The sequence below is a fragment of the Haliscomenobacter sp. genome (genome assembly GCF_041740695.1).
In the GTDB taxonomy this organism is placed as follows: Bacteria; Bacteroidota; Bacteroidia; order Chitinophagales; family Saprospiraceae; genus Haliscomenobacter.
Genome location: NZ_JBGSLK010000113.1, coordinates 251,588 through 270,076 on the forward strand (window position 1 = coordinate 251,588; position 18,489 = coordinate 270,076).

Consider the following 18,489-nt stretch of genomic DNA (forward strand, 5'->3'; position numbering starts at 1 on the left):
ATGCTTGCAAAATGAAACTATTACAGCACTTGAAATGTAGCGGTGGAGACAGTTTGGAAATAGTTTTCACAGAACTGTATATTTGCTTCAATTCAGCTCAACTCATGGAAAACATCAACATCACACGCGACAAGTACCTCATTACCACGGACAAAGCGAGTTTGGACCTGCATGCTGTGCACCAGTATTTGTCCAAAGAATCGTATTGGAGTCGTGGAATTCCCTTCGAAACGGTAAAAAAGGCTGCACAGCACTCGCTCACTTTTATCGTCCTTTGTGGGGAGGAACAAGTGGGTTATGCCCGCATCATTTCCGACTTTTCCATCTTTGCTTACCTTGGCGATGTTTACATTCTGGAAGCGCATCGCGGCCAGGGTTTGTCCAAATGGTTGATGGAAACCATCATGGGGCATCCTGAATTGCAAGGGTTGCGGCGCTGGATCCTGGCTACCAGCGATGCACATGGTTTGTATGCACAGTATGGCTGGAAACCCGTCGCGAATCCGGCGATTTGGATGGAAGTGCACAATCCAGAAGTTTATAAAATGACGAATGACGAATGACGAATCTGGAGCGTCACCATCAAGGTTTGTTGAAGACTACAACCAAATGGAACTCCAATCTTGCGTTTCCAAACAATCTCAGGAGCTACCACCCCATTCGTCATTCGTCATTCGTCATTCGAATTATTCGTCATTCCAAAATACCTTACCATGTTACTTGAAACCTTACAAACTTTATTCAAAAGAGATCTTGAGCGCCTTACGCAGGAAATTGGCCAATACCAAAATGAGGCCAATATTTGGATCATCGATGGCAACATCAGCAACTCGGCAGGGAACCTCTGCTTGCACCTGATCGGCAATTTGAACACTTACATCGGCGGGGAATTGGGCAAAACGGGGTACATCCGCGATCGGGACCTGGAGTTTTCACAAAAAAACGTCCCGCAAGCTGAACTCATCCAAATGGTGGAAAATACCCGCAAAGTAGTGGATGAGGCCTTGAGTAGGGTCACATCTGAACAATTAGAGGCGGAATACCCACTGGAAGTGTTTGCTGGAAAAATGTCGACGCAGTTCTTTTTGGTGCATTTGGTGGCACATTTGTCGTATCATTTGGGGCAGGTTAATTATCATCGGAGGTTGTTGGAGTGAGGAATGACCAGCTGGTCACTGAGCGTAGTCGAAGTGCCAGCTGGTCATTCCTCAATCAATCCCCCCAATTTGCCCTAGTCAAATCCCGCCAAAAGTGCCTTGACTGCCTTCCTCCATCCCCCTACTTTGGCAGCATAAAACCACACTATGCGCCGCAAAGCCATCGATTATGACGCCATGTTCAAAGACTTCCTTGGCGACTTTTTCCCAGATTTTGTCGCCTTTGTCAATTCCGAGCTGTTTGCAGCCATAGATTGGGCACAAGGCTATGTTTTCCTTGAACAGGAACTCATCAACGCGCTGCGCGGCAAGTTCAAACTCCGAGGAAAAAGACGGCATACGGATAAACTGGTCAAAGTCCAACTCCTCAATGGGGACCAACATTTCATATTTGTCCACATCGAATTTCAGCACCAAGCTGAAAAAGGATTTGCCCTTCGCATGTTCCTCTACCGCGCCCTCATCCAATTGCGCTACGGACTGGAAGATATTTCCGCATATGCAGTGTTCACCGGAGCACCTCCTCCTGAGGAAGAAACCATATACCTCAAACCCTCTTTCGGCACCGAACTGGCTTATCGCTTCCAGTCAATTATTGCGGTAACCTTGCCCGAAGAACAACTACTCAATTCGATAGACAATGCCTTCGCCTTAGCTATGCTGGCCGCCCAGTATGTTTACCGCAGCAGAAATGATCCTCACTTGCGCTTTGCATTGAAGGTCAAACTCTTCAATTTGCTGCGCAATCACTCCAATATCCACTTTGAACGCACTGTCAAATTGTTTATCTTTGTACGCGACTTGATCAATTTACCGAAGAAATTGGAGAACGAATTTGAGGTAAACCAGTTTTCATTAGTGTTTCCAAATGAACCAACAATGATTGTTACGCAAGGCACCAAAAATTTTACTGAAAAGTTATACGAACATGTTTTCGGGTATAGCCCAGCTGAAGTATTGGCTAAAGAACGCCAAAAAGCTGAATTAGAATTTCAAAAGAAGGCTGAACTGGAACGCCAACTCCTCCTCACCCATACCATCCACAACCTCCATCAACTGGCCCAAATGGACATTCCTCAAATCGCCCTGATGATGGGAATTGCTGAAACGGAGGTACAGGAGATTTTAAACACGCAAACACCTCCTTCTCAAGAGGAATAATGTAAACCTATTTTAGTACAAGCTTTTTACGTGTAATGAGATTTTAGGGCGACACTTTTTTCATTAACTGTACATAACTTAGAACTAATTGATGAGTAACGTCCATTTTGAAAGTTTATCGTACCAATCTGCCAAAACTTGATATAGTTCTTTGCTTTTCAGCTCCATGATCATTTCATCATGGTATTCCAACTTAGCTATTTGATCATCGAAAGAAACCATGGAAACATGGTATCCAAATGAAGAAGCAGAATACTTCCCATTGAATATGTTTTCAAAGTCTTCAAGTATTGATTTAAGTTGATCTAAAGTTAAATTGCTGATTTCATCTGCTAAAACCCACAACCGTTGATCATTGAATAATAAGACTGGTCTTTGAATTTCGTAATCCATAATTTAGCATTATCGTGAAGATGCTATTAAATGACGAGTGACGAATCGCCAACGTTGGAAGGTATTCGTCACTCGTCATTCCGATTCATCACTCCACCAAAGCCGGTATCCCCTGCTTCTTAAACTCCTCATTGTACCCCTGAATCTCCTTCTTCAGATTCTGCAAACCCAGTTGCTGCTTGGCCCATTCTGCGCTCAAATCAGCAAAACGATCACGGTTGCCCTGGGTGATGCGCGGGTCGTGTACGTCTACCCTACCCCGTACAGTGAAGAGTTCGGCGCTGAGTTTGCTGGGCCAGTTGATCACATCCTGGCCGTTTTTGGTACGCGGTTCCACCAGTTCACTTTCCAGATCGTTGATTTTTTTGACCAGATCCTGGCCTTTTTTTAGCAAATCAGCCGCCGCTTTGTTGTCTTTGAGCACTTCGTTGTAAGCGTCCAGTTGTTTGCGGACTTTGCGCAATTGGTGTACCGACTGGTGGATCGTGTTGATTTGTTCAGCCAGTTTTTGCAGCATGCTTTGCTGGGCCTGCCAGTCGGCGGGGTTGACATTGATGCGGGGGTCGGGCAAGACCTCTACGCTTTGTTCCAACACCTGGCCACGGTGGCTCAGGCGGATTTTGTACATTCCAGGAGCGACCCGATGCCCACGGTAATCCCCATAAATGAACACGCCCGACACATCGGCCAGGCCATCGGTGCGGAAATCCCAGGCAAAGCGGTTCACACCAGCGTCTGCAGGTAAAATCGGTTCTGGTCCTGGGCCTCCGGGGTAACGCTTGTAGTTTTCGTCCTTCTTGTTGCTCAACTTGCGAATCACTTTGCCACTTGCATCCAGAATTTCAACCCGCAGTGAATTGGTATCGGCTTTTTCCTTGAGGTAATAATCAAAAATGACGCCTTCCGCCGGGTTCATGCCCACACCCGGTGCGCCTTCGCCTGAGAGGTAAGCCGATCCTCCACCAAAGCGACGGGTAGCCTGAGGTTTGAACAAATGAACTGGAGCCGTGCCTACCACACCCTTGGCCTGTTGGAAAGCCCCCAGGTCGTCAAAAATCCAGAAGGCGCGACCAGCGGTAGAGGCGACCAGGTCGTTGTTGCGGATTTGCAAGTCGGTGACGGGCACCACCGGGAAATTGAGCTGCAAACGATTCCATTGCATCCCGCCATCGGTCGACAGGTAAAACCCACGTTCCGCTCCGCCATAAAGTAGGCCCTTGACCACTTTATCTTCTCGTATAACTTTGATGAAATCATCCGCGTCGATGCCCGTGGCAATTTTTATCCAGCTTTTGCCATAGTCAGTGGTTTTGTAGGTGTACGAAATGAAGTCATTGAATTTGTAACGCGTGCCGGAGATGTAGGCAGTACCCGGATCGTGGGGGGAAACCTCGATGGATTGGATCATACACTCGGGCAGGTCTTTTGGGGTAATGTTGGTCCAGGTTCGCCCATCATCTCGGCTGACGTGTACGAGGCCACAGTCCGACCCGGTATAAATCACCCCTTTTTCCAAACTGGATTCAATCAGGTAATAAATGGTGTTGTAGTTTTCGCCACCAGCCCCTTCATTGGTGAAAGGGCCACCGCCGACTTCCTGTTTGGTGGTATCGTTGCGGGTGAGGTCGGGGCTGATTTTTTCCCAATTCAAACCCCCATCGCGGGTGCGCAGCACCACGTTCCCAGTATGGTAGATCACTTTGGGATCGTGTGGCGAGCTGATGATTGGGGCGTTCCAGTTGAAGCGGTACTTCATCTTTTTGGGAGGATTGGCCAGGTTGAGTGCGGAATACGCCATGACGTCCTTGCTCTCGTTGGTGCGCGTATCCAGGGCTTCAATGATGCCTTGATAGCAGCCTCCCAATAATACTTGTGGATTATTTTGATCAAAAGCAACAAAAGCACTTTCACAACCTGGGCCGATGAACCAATCAGTGACGCCGATATCCGACCCATTGTTGCGGCTGGAAATGACCACCGAAGTGTTGTCTTGCTGCCCGCCATAGACTCGGTAAGGGAAAAGGTTGTCGGTATTGACGCGGTAAAACTGCGCGGTGGGTTGATTGCCCTGGGTGGACCAGGTTCGGCCGGTATTGAAAGAAATTTCGGCCCCGCCGTCGTCGCCCAGTACCAGGTTTTGGTTGTTTTGCGGGTTGATCCAAAGATCGTGGGTGTCCCCGTGTCCAACGCGGATGGTACTAAAGGTGCGGCCCCCATCAATCGAGCGGGTCATGGGTGCATTGAGCACGTACACGACGTCGGCATTGACTGGATCAGCGAACACTTCCATATAATACCAGGAACGAGAGTTGATGTTTTGATCGGAGCTCAGCAAGGTCCAGGATTCCCCAGCATTGTCGGAGCGGTACAGCCCTGACTTGGTTTTTTCCGCTTCCACAATGGCGAAAACCCGGTTGGGGTTGACGGGTGACACGGAAACCCCAATTTTACCCAAGTCTTTGGGCAAACCCTCGTTGATTTTTTTCCAGGTTTCGCCCCCATCGGTTGATTTCCAGAGGCCAGATCCCGGGCCACCACTTTCCACTTTCCAGGGCGTGCGGCGGTGCTGCCAGGTGGCTGCGTACAAAATGCGGGGGTTGGTATGATCCATACTCAGGCTGGAGGCACCGGAGTTTTCATCGATGTAGAGGACTTTTTTCCAGGTTTTGCCCCCATCTGTGGATTTATAAATGCCCCGCTCTTCGTTGGGGCCGTGCAAGGCGCCTTGGGCAGCCACGTACACCACATCGGGGTTTTGGGGGTGGATGATGACATCCGAGATGTGGCGGGTTTTTTCCAAACCCATGTTTTTCCAGGTTTTGCCTGCATCAACGGATTTGTATACCCCATCGCCGTAGGTGGTCATCACGCCACGAACGGCGTGCTCGCCCATGCCCGCGTAAATCACGTTGGGGTCTGATTCCGCTACGGCGATGTCGCCCACGGTGCTAGATTTGAACTGGCCATCCGAAATATTGGACCAGTTCAGGCCAGCATCTTCGGTTTTCCAGATGCCACCACCGGTATAACCACAGTAATAGAGGTTGTCGTTGCCAATTACCCCAGCTACCGCGTTGGAGCGACCACCCCGGAATGGGCCAATGTTGCGCCAGCGCAGGCCAGCGAAGTTTTTGGCATCAAAAGTATTCGTGATGACTGGTGCAGGAGCAGTGACTGGGGGCGTATTTTTCTTTTTTTGCCCCCAAAGGTTGACGCTGAGTAAGAGTAAACCCAGCAGTGAGAAGTGGTACAGTTTTTGCATGTTTTTGGTCAGTTGTGTAGAGCCTGACCAAATATAGGGAACCCTGGGTAAGATTGTTTATTTTGTCAAGACCTCCGAGTAAAAATTTCCTTCGCGGTACTCGTCCAGTACATGTCGAACGGTTTGGGTGAGGTTGTTGGGAAGTTTATCGAGGTAAAACCATTCGGCTTCTTTGAACTTGTGGGTTTCTTTGGCTTTGAGGTCCCCTTCCCAGTAATAGGCCTTGAAATACATGACGATGCGCTGCTGCTGTTTCTTGATTTTATGCAATACGTGAACCAAATGAAGGTCTTCGGGTTTGAGTAAAATTCCGGCCTCTTCAAAGCTTTCGCGAATGACCGATTGTCGGGCCGATTCACGCAGTTCTACATTTCCCCCGACAAGTGTGTAGTTCCCTCCATTGGGTTTGGTTTGCTTCAAGAGCAAAATTTGACCTTTGTGGTAGAGGATCAAGCGCGCCTTTACATTGATGTTTCCTATGTCCATTCGATACCGGGTTTGAATGAGTGATGTACCCCTGACAAAAATCAGCGTCTACACTAGGGCCAAATATAGCAACACTTGTGGAATCACCTCACTAAAACATTGGGATGATATTCAACTAAATATTTTTTACTATTTTTGTTCTTGATTTCCCGTGAACTTGCCTGATAATGTGCCTTAACCTTAACTATTTATTTAAACAAAAGAGCGCTTATGCATTACGAAAACGTTCTGGCGACCATAGGCAATACCCCACTGATTCGCATGAATCGTATTGCGCAGGGAATTACAGCCAAGGTATTCGCAAAAGTTGAATCCTACAACCCGGGGCAAAGTGCCAAAGATCGCATCGCCCTATTCATGATTGAAGAAGCGGAGCGCAGCGGCAAGCTCAAACCGGGTGGTACGATTATAGAAGCAACTTCTGGCAACACGGGTTTCAGTATCGCAATGGTAAGCGCCATCAAAGGTTACCGCTGCATCCTTACCCTGACGAGCAAAGCCTCGCAGGAAAAAATTTCCCTCCTCAAATCAATGGGTGCGGATGTCGTCATCTGCCCGGTAGATGTAGAGCCTGCGGACCCTCGTTCCTATTATTCAGTCGCCGAGCGCATCGCGCACGAAACGCCAAACGCTTTTTATCTGGCTCAAAACTTCAACCTGGACAACGCTGAAGCGCATTACCGCTCCACTGGGCCAGAAATTTGGGCACAAACCCAGGGCAAAATCACCCATTACGTCTGCTGTGCGGGCACCGGTGGTACCCTTTCGGGAACAGCTAAGTTTTTGAAAGAAAAAAATCCCAAGATCAAAATCATTGGGGTGGATGCTTATGGCTCCGTTCTGAAAAAATTCTGGGAAACCCACGAATATGACCCCAACGAAATCAAACCTTATAAGGTAGAAGGTTTGGGGAAAAACATCATTCCCCACAACATGAACTTTGAGTTGATAGATGATTTTATCAAAGTGACTGACAAAGACAGTGCATTCCAGGTGCGGGATTTGGCTAAATACGAAGGATTGATGGTGGGATATTCCAGCGGTTCGGCGATGCAGGCAGTGTTTGAAATTGCGGATACCCTTACCGAAAACGATGTGGTGGTGACGCTGTTCTCAGATCACGGCTCGCGTTACTTGGGCAAGGTATTCAACGATGACTGGATGGTTGAACAAGGCTGGATGGAATGTGTACCTTCCGAAGCAGCAGGCTCAGTGGGCAGTACGCCACCGCTGATCCACCACGAACATCCGGAACCTACGGAAGGAACCAGCAGCTCCAGCTCTTATTTTTACAGCTACGAAGCCATGCGCGACCGCTACATCAAATACTATCGGACGTATCGTTTGAAGTACAAAAAATACATTCGCTTGACGCGGCAAACATTGGGACTGTAAAAATGTTCCAAGGTTCCAGGTTCCAAAGTTCTAGGGTTCGGGTTCCAACTCTGGAACTTTGGAACCCTGGAACCTTTAGAGCGGTGACTTTTATTACCTTGACAATTCCATTTCCGGCGCTTATTTTTGCGTCGGATTTACAAATTTCCGACCTAACATATGAAGACTGAGAAAAAACAAGCGTATTTGTCGAATGAAGATGTTTCGGTTCCACTGTTCAAAAACAAGTGGGTCGATCGTTTTACCCGTACACATATCGCCATTCCTGTATTGGTATTTTTTGTGTACTCAGCCTGTTTACTGTATTACACTATCGTAAAAACGGACCTGAGTTGGCCGGTTGTAACGGGTTTGTTCTTTGCAGGTTTGTTGGTTTTTACCCATGTGGAATACCTGGTTCACCGCTATGTGTACCACATGGAAGGGGACACTCCTGCCAAAAAAGAGGCGCAATACAAAATGCACGGGGTACACCACGATTATCCAAAGGACAAACAACGTTTGGCGATGCCTCCATTTTTGAGCATCACCATTGCCACCATCCTGCTGTTGATCTTTGAATTGATCCTGGACAAGTACTCCTTTTCATTCCTGGCGGGATTCCTGGTGGGTTATGCCATGTACTTGCTGGTGCATTATTCGGTGCACATTTTCCGCGCGCCCAATAATTTCCTGAAAGCTTTGTGGGTCAACCACTCCATTCACCACTACAGCCCGGAAGATGCCATGTTTGGTGTTTCTTCACCGTTGTGGGATTATGTGTTTGGGACTACGCCGAAGAAGAAGGGGATTAAGACGGCGGAGATTGTGGTGAACGATCACCTCTGATATTTCGTTTTTTAAGAATAAAAAAAATCCGCAGTTGGGCTTTGAAGCTTGGCTGCGGATTTTTTTATGATTACGGCTAGCTTATACCTTCACCTTATTCCCAAACATCCCCCGCGCATACTTCAACTTCCGAATCTGCGCAGGTGCTTCCTCTCCCAGTAAAAAACCGTACAAGCGCAATTGCTCCACGTTGTCACAAATGACCTTAAAGATACCTGCGGTGGGAATGGCAAAAACCATGCCTGGAAGCCCCCAAATCAAGCCGCCCATGAGTAAGGCCAGCAAAGAACTAAGTGGATTAAGGTTGACGCTGGAGCCGACAATTTTGGGGGTAATGAAATTATTGTCCAAAAATTGCACAAGGATACACACCCCGAAAGCACCCACCGCGTACATGGGCGATTCTTTGGTCACCAGGGCAACGGCTACGGGAATCAGGCTGCCAATCATGACGCCCACATAAGGAATAACGTTGAGCACTGCTGCAATAAAGGCCAGCAAGATGGCGAATTTCAAGCCCAGGAGCAAAAAGCCAATCGAGCCCAATACACTGAGGATCAATATCATCAGCAACATCCCTTGAAGATACTGTTGGGATACATGCGAAACTTTACGAATAATTTCCAGTACTTTTTGATGGCTTTCGGGGGCAAGGAACTCAATTGACTTTTTGAATTTTTCTCGGTACAGCAACATAAAAAACATAAAAAACGGGATTAGCGCCAGCCCGGCTACCGCCGCACCCGTTGCTGTAAATATGTTCATGGCACTATTTGCGCCTTCATCAATGATGCTGTCCGTTTTTTTGCGCAGCCAGTTGGACTGCGTTTCGCGGCTCACGTTAAAATGCTGTTCAATGTATGTTGAGATATAGGATCCTTTTTCTTCCAGGGCGCTTTGCATCATGGGCATATCGCTGGTAAACGACAAAATTTGCCAGGATAAAAAGCCAAACATAGCTGTTCCCATTGCAAGCACTGCCAATACGCCCACCAGCCCAGCAAACCAGGTAGGGAGCCGCCAACGTTCTAATTTCCACACAATCGGCAAAACCAAAAAGGACAGGAGTGTAGCCGACAACAAGGGGATCAGGATCGATTGTGCCCAGTACAATCCGCACAACAACAAAGCTATGGAAAGCAAAAAGCAAGTCACACGCAGATAAAATGGCGAGGTTTCGGCAGACGATCCAATCATGAGGAGTGCTTTAAAGTTAAGAAAAAAAAGCCGCCCAGCTCCGAGGCGGCCTCTCAAACTGTACTGTGTGCTGCTGACTAAAATTTCTTTTTAGGTTTACTAAACTTTTGAAGTTTAGTAAACCTAAAACCCATTAATCCTTGGTTTTGAGATTGTCGGCGATGCGCTCCATACGGTAGGCGACGCTATTTTTGAAATCAGCCCAACCTTCTCCGATGTTGTCACCGATCCGATTCAGGTCTTTATTCAATTCCTGACGATCTTGTTCCAGGGCATTGCGGCGTTCTATCCACCGCACCTTTTCCTTTTCCGAGGCTTGTTCGATTTTTTGATCCAGTTCGGCAATAGCCTGGTCTAGTTCACGGCCTTGTTGGCGCATGTTTTCAGCCAATTCGTCGCGCTCAGTGCGCATGGCCTGACCAACATCCTCAGCGGCGTCTTTGAGGTTTTCGCCAGCACGGTCCAGGTCTTCCTGAGCAGCTTCAGCGGATTTATTCTGATTTTGGCAGGAGGTGGTACTTGAAAATACCCACATGGTGCCTAAGGCAATTAACAACACAAAAATAATGGCTCTCTTTTTCATAGTAAACAATTTCAGGAATGGATGATTAAACAGTGTTCAAAGGGGGCCGTGGTTTTACACATTCGTTCGTCCACGCCCAGCGATCAGCGTAATGATGAACACTGCAATGGCTATAAAGAAGAGGATTTTGGCAAAAGTAGCCGCGCCAGCGGCAATACCGCCAAATCCAAACACTGCTGCAATAATGGCGATGATGAGAAAGGTGATTGACCAACGTATCATGGCATTTCAATTTTGAAGGTGGTTTAATACCTTCTCTGGTAAAAAAGCTATACCACGAATTGATTGGTGAAAAGCAGCGACAAAGTGGGGAATTGTGTGGAATTTCGGGGCATTGATAGGCCGATTACCGTTTCAACCAAACGGTGAAGGTGGCACCCTGGCCTTCGCTGGATTGTACTTCGATGTTGCCGCCGTGCAATTGTACAATGCTGAGGGCACCAGCCAGGCCCAGCCCTACCCCATTGACTTTGTTGGAAAAATAGGGTTCAAAAATGCGATTTTGAACTTCCCGAGGAATTCCGGGGCCATTGTCCCGGATCACGATTCCAACCTGTTGGGGAAAATTCAGGACTCGAATGGTCAATTCACCCTGGCCTGCTTCCATGATTTCAACCCCGTTGATGATGATGTTGAGTAGTGCTATTTTCAATTTTTCAAGGTCAACCTGGATAATTTCCTGCTCCGGTTGATAAGCTCTGACTAATTTGATGTTTTTTAAAGCAATGCGGTCCGCAGCCATTTCAAGGGTTTGCTCCAGCACCTCGTGTATGGTAACAGCTTGTAAAGTGAGCTGGCCAGGGTTGCTGGTTTGTAACAACTCAGTAACCAATAGACCGATGCGTTTGCTGTTGCGCTCAATGATTTCCAGGTAATCTGCCAATTCGGGGTCTTTGTTTTCCAGTAACAATTGGCCAACAGCCAGGTCGATATTGGTCAAGGGATTGCGAATCTCGTGGCCAAGGGTGCGCATAAATCGCCCGGTTGCGGCCAGTTTTTCTGCCCGCATCAACTCTTCTGCTGCTTTGCTGCGCTCGAGGGTGTAACGAATGCTTCGCTCCAGTTTTTTGGAATCCAGCTCGTGTTTTTCCAGATAATCAGCTACTCCTGAACGGATGGCTTGCACATCAACCTGGGTATCCCCTTTTCCGGTCAACAAAATAATGGGTGCCCGCAGGTCCAATTCCCTGGCCACCGCAACCAGATCCAAGCCAGTACGAAAACCCAGGAGGTAATCAAAAAAACAGAGGTCGAAATGTTGGGTGGAAAACAACTGCAAAGCCTGGTCGTAGGAAGGAGCCCAAGAAATGGTAAAATCCTGTCCGGTGATGCGATTCAAATATTCAGAGGTAAGAAAAAAATCATCTTCATCGTCATCTACAATGAGTACCGCCAATGTTTGAGCCATGTTGAGTTTTTTTATTCAAAAGGTAAAACGATGGTAAATATTGCTCCTGCGCCTGGTACTCCAGTAGCTTTGATGACACCTCGATGGTTGTCCACTACCTTTTTGCAAATGGCCAGGCCAATTCCGGATCCCTGGTATTCAGAAACACCGTGCAATCGTTGAAAAATGTTGAAAATCCTTTCTGCATTTTCCTGATCAAAACCAATCCCATTGTCGGCAAATTCCAGCACGCAATACTCGGCCTCCGTCCACAACTCAAGCTCGGGCAGTTCGGCAGTAGTGGCCCGGCGGTAACGAACGTCAATCACGGTGGGGACATCCGGGTGTTTAAACTTACAGGCGTTGTCCAACAGGTTTTGAAAAAGTTGCTGCATTTGGGAAGGTACCGCCCGGATCACGGGAAGTTCCGTGGGAATATTCAAAGTAATTTCGGGCTGATCAAGGAGGTTATTGTCCGTTAAGACATCCTGCAAAACCTGCCCTAAATCCGTGGGCACCATCCCACCATCGCTACGGGTAGACCGTGAAAACGACAACAAATCATCAAGCAAGCGCTCCATCCGTTTGGTCGAGTCCAGGATGCGCTCCAGGTACACTTGGCCCTGTCCAGTGAGGGCTTCGGCGTAACGGTCCGACAACAATTTGCCAAAGGATTGAATTTTGCGCAAGGGGGCGTGCAGGTCATGGGAAGCGACGTAGGCAAAGTTTTCCAGCTCCTGGTTCGAGCGGTCGATGCGTTTGTTGAGTAGTTCGAGCTCGCGCTGTTTGCGGGTCAGGGCGGTGATGTCTTTGATGAGCAAAACCCCTATAAATTTTTTATCCTCGGCTGGTTCATGTTCTGCAGCATAAATAGCCGTCGTGTAAAAACTCCCCTCAATTTCGTGCTCGGAATCGTACCGACTATTGTTTTGAAAAAGGGTAGTGACTGGATCTTTTAAAAAAGAAAACTTGCCACTTTCAATGAGTTCGTGAAGGTTTTTGCCCACAAAATTTTCCTCGGCTTGCAGGCGTACAAAACGTGGACTTCCCTCGGTCATGATGATTTTGAAATCTTGATCAAAGAGGAAAATTTCATTATCGGCCAACGAAGTGGCTAAAAGTTGATACAATTTGAGCATCCTTGCGCTCTCGTCTACTGTTGTTTCAGGCTGGGTAGAATTTTTCATGTTGTACTATTTGATGTTGTACATTTTCAGCTTGTTGTACAGGGTCTTTCGATCAACCCCCAACAATTGAGCTGCTTTACTTTTATTGAAGCGGGTTTGGTACAGCACCTGCATGATCATCTGGTATTCAGCGCCCTGGGCAATGGATTTTAGGTCGGTATGGGCAGGAATCGGCGTTGCTTCAGGTAGGGGTAAGGAACTCAAATTCGGGGTTTCGACCGGAAGTGCCTCATCTGTACGGTATCCAGTTTGTTGTTCTGGGGCTGAAGGGTTTGTTTCAATTTTATCCTCCATTCCCAGGCGGGCGTAATGCGTAATTTCAAAAGGCAGGCATTTGGATTCCACCAAAGGGCCGTCGGTCAACAAGGTGGCGCGTTTGATCACATTTTTGAGTTCTCGAATGTTGCCATACCAGGGGTAGTTCAAAAAAAGTTGTTCCACTTCGGGGGTGAATCCGCTGATGTTGCGCTGGAGTTCTGCGGAGGTTTGTTGCAAGAACTGTTGGGCAAACACAATGACATCTTCCCGCCGTTCGCGCAAAGAAGGCATCTCGATGCTGAACTCATTGAAGCGATGGAAAAGATCCTCCCGAAATTTTCCTTTTTTACTTGCTTCAAACAAACGCTCGTTGCTGGCTACGATGATGCGCACGTCCAGGCTGATTTCCTTGCCGCCGCCGATGCGTTTCACTTTCCGTTCTTGCACTACCCGCAAGAGGGAAACCTGCACATCGTAAGGCAGGTTGGCTACTTCGTCCAAAAACAAGGTACCGCCATTGGCCATTTCAAAATGCCCAATTTTGGTTTGTACGGCACCAGTGAAGGCTCCTTTTTCATGCCCAAACAATTCGCTGTTGGCCAAATCCCTGGAAATGGCGCCACAATCCATGGCAACAAAGGGTTGGTTTTTGCGTGGGCTGCGATCGTGAATCATGCGGGCAGCCGATTCTTTGCCCGAGCCACTTTCACCATATATGATCACACTGTAATTGGTGGGGGCAACCAGGTCAATTTGTTTGTACAGAGCTTGTGCCATTGGGCTTTGCCCAACGATGTATCCCTGCGGGGCGGGGCTGCTGTTGGCACGGCTTTTAGATATTTTAACTCCGATATTGGCCTCTGAGTTGGCATTAGATTCAGGCTGCACCGGAGTTTTTGGCGAAGCCAAAGCCCGTTCAATGCTCAGCAGAATTTCATCCGGTACAATGGGTTTGGTGATGTAATCCAGCGCACCTTGCTTCATCACATTGACGGCGGTGCGGATATCGGAATACCCCGTCATCACGAGTACGGGGAGATCAGGATGATGTTCGCGAAAATGGGCCAGCACTTGGCTGCCTTCCATATCACCCAAGCGAAAATCGGTAATTACCAAATCGAATACCTGGGCTTTGGCTGCCGCCATACCCGCAGCTCCACTGTGGGCCGTGGCTACTTCGTAACCTTTGCGCGTCAGGAAGCGCTGCAAAAGCAGACACAAATCCAAATCGTCGTCGATGGTCAAAATTTTTGCTTGGCTCATACTCTTCTGGGTTGTGGGGCAAAAACAAATGCTCATTTTTTCTGAGCCATAGGATTAGATAAGACACTTAAGTTAAACCGTTTACTCATCTAATCCCACAGCAAAATGAACACTTATTTTATTATTGCCCCTTGCGCATTTTTGCAGCGGGTAAATGTAAAATTTCGCGGTATTTGGCCACGGTTCGTCGGGCCAAAACATATCCCTTTTCGGCCAGTTTTGCTACAATGTCCTGATCAGAAATGGGGTTGTTTTTGTCTTCTTCGGCAACGATGGAGGAGAGGGCGTCCATGATTTCTTTGTTGGTCACCAGGTCTCCGTCGGTGTTGGCGATGCCCTGGTTGAACAGGGATTTGAGGTGGACAATGCCAAAATCGGTTTGAGCATATTTGGTGCTGGTCACACGAGATATGGTCGATACATCAAAACTAGTTATGGCCGCGATGTCTTTCAAGCCCATTGGCCGCAACTGTTTGGGGTCTCCACTTTGAAAATATTTAGGCTGTAATTGTACGATGCCTTGCATGGATAGGAGCATGGAGTTTTCCCGCATCCGAATCATTTCAATGAACCATACTGCCGCATCCATTTTTGATTTCAGGTAACCATGGTTGTCTTTTTCAGCACCCTGGCGTTTGGCCTTGCGCAATTGCTCCAACTTGTCCATCATTGCACTGCTCAAGCGCAGTTCAGGACTGCCCTTCATCAAAGAGACGTTAAAAAGTCCTGCTTCATTTTGTTCCACCAGAAATTCGGGAATGATGTTTTGGTTTTTATACAACATTGCGCCGTTGTCGCCAACGGGTTTAGGGTTCAATTTGGTGATCAGTTCTATCGCGTGTTTCAGTTCATCGCTGCTGATGTGTAAAGCCGTTTTGATCTGATCGTAGTGGTGTGCGCCCAAATCTTCCAGATGGGTATTGATAATTTTCCAGGCGCTTTGAATGTAGGGGGTTTGATTGGGTTTGTTTTCAATCTGTAGCAAGATGCATTCACGCAGATTCCGAGCTCCTACCCCGACGGGTTCGAGCGATTGCAGCGTTTCCAATTGCTCTAGCAATTCGTCTTCCGTTGCGTAAAGCTGTTGGGCAAAAGCCAGATTGTCCATAATGTCTTCCAGGGAAATCCGCAGGTAGCCGTCATCATCCAGATTGTCGATCAGGTAATGGGTCAGGAGTAGTGCTCGTTCGGACAGGGAGAGCATCGTCAATTGTTGGCGCAGTGCATCGCGGAAATCACTTTGTTCTACCAAATTGCCCAAAAAAGGGAATTCAGCATTCGATTTTTCCTCGGTTCGGGTCCGGTAATCGGGAATAAAGTCCTCTTGCTGGTAACCTTCCAGGAATCCGCCACGCTCGTCATCGATCCGGGTATCCATTTCTGCGGAGCGCTCCGTATCCATATCGAGGCTTGAATTGGTTGTATTGCTTTCCAACACTGGATTTTCTTCCAACTCATCATAAATTTTCTGTTCCAATTCAAGAGCATTGAATTGGATAAAATTTAGCAACTGGATTTGCTGCGGCGACAGTTTGAGCAACTGCTTTTGGCTGAAGTGTTGGTTTTGACGTAGCATACTTGGTTAACAAAAAAAAGCATGCCAAGGTTAAAGTACACCCCAAGTTGAGGTTTTTTGTGGCATTAATTCTACACTTTGGGGATTTTTAAAAAAATAAAACTACTCAGTCCCTGAACATCGGCTCAACGCTGTTTTTTATATACACCTATTTTCTTTTTTCAGAAAGAAAGTGGACCATTTCCAATATTTCTCCACGTCCTGTCGTAGTTTTAGAGGCGATGTACAAGTTATGGCTCGCTGCTCTTATTCCCTAATTTGAATGAAGCCTTCGCTGGTTTACCTTTTTGTCGGATTTTTTGCTTCCATCTTGCTCCTCGCAGGAGTTGGGGCTTATTGGTATCGTACCTTTCAAAACTGGAATAAGGCAACCCGGGTACAAGAGCACAATTATGAAATTTTACAAAGTACCGAAAACGTGCTCTCTTTGCTCAAAGACATTGAAGTGGGCCAAAGAGGGTACATCATCACCCGGGATTCATCGTTTTTAGCTCCTTTCGACCATGCGGTGGTGGCCTTGCCGCTGGAATTGCATCGCCTGGACTCTTTGCTCCCAGACACCAAAGCTCAGCAGCAATGGGCAAATAAGTTGCATGTGTTGGTACAAAAACGCATTTATTATTCCCGCAAATCCCTCAATGCCGCTCTGGCTCCGCCCCATATTGACCCTCACTTAAAAACCATTTACATGCGCCGGGGTAAGGCCACGATGGATACAGTCCGGATTCTGATCGGCAATATGAAAAACCAGGAATTGGCTGAAATGCCCAGTTTGAATTTGTACAAAGTCAAGTTCGCGCTCCGGTCCACCATCGCACTAGTGCTTTCTTTTGGGTTGAGCCTGGCTTTATTTGCAGGTACTTTTTTCAAAATGGTGCAGGAATTATTTCGACGGCTCAAAACGGAAAAACTACTCTTGCGCAACCTCAGTGAGTTGCAACGTAGCCATGCCCAACTCGATGATTTTAATTTTGTCAGTGTCCATCATCTTCAGGAACCGCTGCGCAAGCTCACTATTTTCAGCGATCGGCTTCAACAAAAACACCAGGGCGATTTGCCAATTGAAGTGCAGTTTTTGGTGCAAAAACTCAGCGCTGCTGCTGTTGAGATCAGTGACTTGATTCAGGATTTAACGACCTATACAACGCTTGGCAAAGCAGAAGAACAACAATCCTTTAGCGAAATTTCTATCCCTAACATCCTCCAAAAAGTACATGAGGAACATTCTGAAGAAATTGCCCAGCGATCTGCTCAAATTCAACTAGCCGACGACCTTCCCAACGTTGAAGGAAATCCGATTCAGTTGCATTTGTTGTTTACCCACCTGATGAGCAATAGCCTCAAGTTTTCACGAGCGGATGTACCTTTACACATCCAACTTAGTTCATCCATTGTGGCAGGTTTTGAAATCCCGGGGGTGGATGATACCGATCACGATTACACTTTTTATAAGGTCAATTTTAGTGACAATGGCATTGGCATCGACAAAAAACATATGCACGTAATCTTTGAGCTTTTCCATCGTTTAAATAAGGACAAAGAGCTACCTGGAACCGGAATTGGCTTGGCCATTTGTAAAAAAATCATGTTGAACCACAATGGCTATATTGCTGTAAAAAGTGAACTAAACCGCGGCAGTACTTTTTCTCTTTTTTTCCCGCTGTAACCCAAAAAACCAAATCACATGCCCAAAAAAACCTTCTGCATCCTGCTCGTCGACGACGATCCAGACGATCGTTATCTCCTACAAACGGCATTTGAGGAAAGTGAAACTCCCTGCCGCTTAAATTACGTTTCCGATGGCGATGAAATCTTCAGCTACCTGGATAAACAAATTCAGCCCGAAACCAGCACTGAGCAATTGCCCGATCTGATTTTATTGGATTTGAATATGCCTAAAAAAAATGGTTGGCAAGTGTTGAATGAGCTTAAACAATCCCCGCTGTTTAAACACATTCCCGTGGTGATTCTGACGACTTCAAAATCGCCAGAACACGTGCGCAAATCCTATAGTTTGGGGGCCAGTTCCTTTATTTCTAAACCTTCTTCTTTCAGCAATTTGGTAGAAGTCACCAAAATTTTGGGGAAATACTGGTTCGACGTCGTTACGTTTGTTTAAAGGCGCGCTGTACACCCGCTAGCGTATCCTCCAGCGTTTCTTGGACCCCATCCCAGGAAATGACCTGCCCTAATGAATCCTTTAAATCGCTCATTTTCTCCAGCAACCAGGGCATGGCCAAACGAATCCCTGTAGCCACGGCTGGGTGCTTCGCCCACTGAATCGGCAATGCGCTGATCGTCAGTTTGGCTAGCTGTAAGGTTAGTTGACTGCTTTATGGACTAAAAAAAATTGCCG

18 protein-coding genes are annotated in these 18,489 nt (G+C 47.3%); 7 read left to right on the forward strand and 11 right to left on the reverse strand.

Features of this window, described 5'->3' with window-relative positions; translation table 11 throughout:
• Nucleotides 1-11 precede the first annotated feature (11 nt).
• The 3 genes from ACEW9O_RS23440 (at nucleotide 12) to ACEW9O_RS23450 (ending at nucleotide 2,318) form a co-directional block, all read left to right on the forward strand.
• Complete coding sequence (locus ACEW9O_RS23440; RefSeq protein ID WP_373552646.1) at nucleotides 12-563, forward strand: GNAT family N-acetyltransferase; 552 nt, start codon at nucleotides 12-14, stop codon at nucleotides 561-563.
• A 150-nt stretch (nucleotides 564-713) separates the two neighbouring features.
• Complete coding sequence (locus ACEW9O_RS23445; RefSeq protein WP_373552647.1) at nucleotides 714-1,157, forward strand: DinB family protein; 444 nt, start codon at nucleotides 714-716, stop codon at nucleotides 1,155-1,157.
• Nucleotides 1,158-1,304: 147 nt separating this feature from the next.
• Nucleotides 1,305-2,318 carry a hypothetical protein gene (locus ACEW9O_RS23450; protein ID WP_373552648.1) on the forward strand — a complete coding sequence of 338 codons (1,014 nt, stop codon included), beginning with the start codon at nucleotides 1,305-1,307 and terminating at the stop codon, nucleotides 2,316-2,318.
• Nucleotides 2,319-2,402: 84 nt separating this feature from the next.
• Here the strand turns inward: ACEW9O_RS23450 and ACEW9O_RS23455 are convergent, their stop codons facing one another.
• From ACEW9O_RS23455 to ACEW9O_RS23465, 3 genes are all read right to left on the reverse strand, one after another.
• Nucleotides 2,403-2,711 carry a hypothetical protein gene (locus tag ACEW9O_RS23455; protein ID WP_373552649.1) on the reverse strand — a complete coding sequence of 103 codons (309 nt, stop codon included), beginning with the start codon at nucleotides 2,709-2,711 and terminating at the stop codon, nucleotides 2,403-2,405.
• 88 nt (nucleotides 2,712-2,799) lie between these two features.
• Nucleotides 2,800-5,973 (reverse strand): glycosyl hydrolase, encoded by a 3,174-nt coding sequence (locus ACEW9O_RS23460; RefSeq protein ID WP_373552650.1) that lies wholly within the window; start codon nucleotides 5,971-5,973, stop codon nucleotides 2,800-2,802.
• Nucleotides 5,974-6,030: 57 nt separating this feature from the next.
• Complete coding sequence (locus ACEW9O_RS23465) at nucleotides 6,031-6,459, reverse strand: NUDIX domain-containing protein (RefSeq protein ID WP_373552651.1); 429 nt, start codon at nucleotides 6,457-6,459, stop codon at nucleotides 6,031-6,033.
• A gap of 210 nt (nucleotides 6,460-6,669) precedes the next feature.
• Between ACEW9O_RS23465 and ACEW9O_RS23470 the strand changes: the two genes are divergently transcribed.
• Both ACEW9O_RS23470 and ACEW9O_RS23475 read left to right on the forward strand, forming a co-directional pair.
• Nucleotides 6,670-7,854 (forward strand): PLP-dependent cysteine synthase family protein, encoded by a 1,185-nt coding sequence (locus ACEW9O_RS23470; protein WP_373552652.1) that lies wholly within the window; start codon nucleotides 6,670-6,672, stop codon nucleotides 7,852-7,854.
• 159 nt (nucleotides 7,855-8,013) lie between these two features.
• A complete protein-coding gene (locus tag ACEW9O_RS23475) occupies nucleotides 8,014-8,682 on the forward strand; it encodes a sterol desaturase family protein (protein WP_373552653.1) in 669 nt (222 codons plus the stop codon).
• A gap of 81 nt (nucleotides 8,683-8,763) precedes the next feature.
• On the opposite strand, the gene ACEW9O_RS23480 is transcribed toward ACEW9O_RS23475, so the two are convergent.
• The 7 genes from ACEW9O_RS23480 to rpoN form a co-directional block, all read right to left on the reverse strand.
• Nucleotides 8,764-9,879: an AI-2E family transporter gene (locus ACEW9O_RS23480; protein ID WP_373552654.1), complete on the reverse strand. Its 1,116-nt coding sequence runs from the start codon at nucleotides 9,877-9,879 to the stop codon at nucleotides 8,764-8,766.
• Between the two features lie 133 nt (nucleotides 9,880-10,012).
• Nucleotides 10,013-10,462, reverse strand: a complete 450-nt coding sequence (locus ACEW9O_RS23485; RefSeq protein ID WP_373552655.1) for a hypothetical protein — start codon at nucleotides 10,460-10,462, stop codon at nucleotides 10,013-10,015.
• A 54-nt stretch (nucleotides 10,463-10,516) separates the two neighbouring features.
• Nucleotides 10,517-10,684 carry a DUF1328 domain-containing protein gene (locus ACEW9O_RS23490; protein ID WP_373552656.1) on the reverse strand — a complete coding sequence of 56 codons (168 nt, stop codon included), beginning with the start codon at nucleotides 10,682-10,684 and terminating at the stop codon, nucleotides 10,517-10,519.
• 124 nt (nucleotides 10,685-10,808) lie between these two features.
• Nucleotides 10,809-11,870, reverse strand: a complete 1,062-nt coding sequence (locus ACEW9O_RS23495; RefSeq protein WP_373552657.1) for an ATP-binding protein — start codon at nucleotides 11,868-11,870, stop codon at nucleotides 10,809-10,811.
• Between the two features lie 11 nt (nucleotides 11,871-11,881).
• Nucleotides 11,882-13,036: an ATP-binding protein gene (locus tag ACEW9O_RS23500; RefSeq protein WP_373552658.1), complete on the reverse strand. Its 1,155-nt coding sequence runs from the start codon at nucleotides 13,034-13,036 to the stop codon at nucleotides 11,882-11,884.
• A gap of 6 nt (nucleotides 13,037-13,042) precedes the next feature.
• Nucleotides 13,043-14,557 (reverse strand): sigma-54-dependent transcriptional regulator, encoded by a 1,515-nt coding sequence (locus ACEW9O_RS23505; RefSeq protein ID WP_373552659.1) that lies wholly within the window; start codon nucleotides 14,555-14,557, stop codon nucleotides 13,043-13,045.
• A 121-nt stretch (nucleotides 14,558-14,678) separates the two neighbouring features.
• Nucleotides 14,679-16,133 (reverse strand): RNA polymerase factor sigma-54, encoded by a 1,455-nt coding sequence (gene rpoN / locus ACEW9O_RS23510; RefSeq protein WP_373552660.1) that lies wholly within the window; start codon nucleotides 16,131-16,133, stop codon nucleotides 14,679-14,681.
• Nucleotides 16,134-16,395: 262 nt separating this feature from the next.
• Here rpoN and ACEW9O_RS23515 point away from each other — a divergent pair, with 262 nt between their 5' ends.
• Entirely contained in the window at nucleotides 16,396-17,799 is a 1,404-nt protein-coding gene (locus ACEW9O_RS23515) for a CHASE3 domain-containing protein (RefSeq protein WP_373552661.1), read from the forward strand.
• An 18-nt stretch (nucleotides 17,800-17,817) separates the two neighbouring features.
• A complete protein-coding gene (locus ACEW9O_RS23520) occupies nucleotides 17,818-18,252 on the forward strand; it encodes a response regulator (RefSeq protein WP_373552662.1) in 435 nt (144 codons plus the stop codon).
• On the opposite strand, the gene ACEW9O_RS23525 is transcribed toward ACEW9O_RS23520, so the two are convergent.
• Nucleotides 18,239-18,391, reverse strand: coding sequence for a hypothetical protein (locus ACEW9O_RS23525; RefSeq protein WP_373552663.1), 153 nt, complete (start codon nucleotides 18,389-18,391; stop codon nucleotides 18,239-18,241). The two genes, ACEW9O_RS23520 and ACEW9O_RS23525, sit on opposite strands and share 14 nt — an antisense overlap.
• Nucleotides 18,392-18,489: the final 98 nt, after the last annotated feature.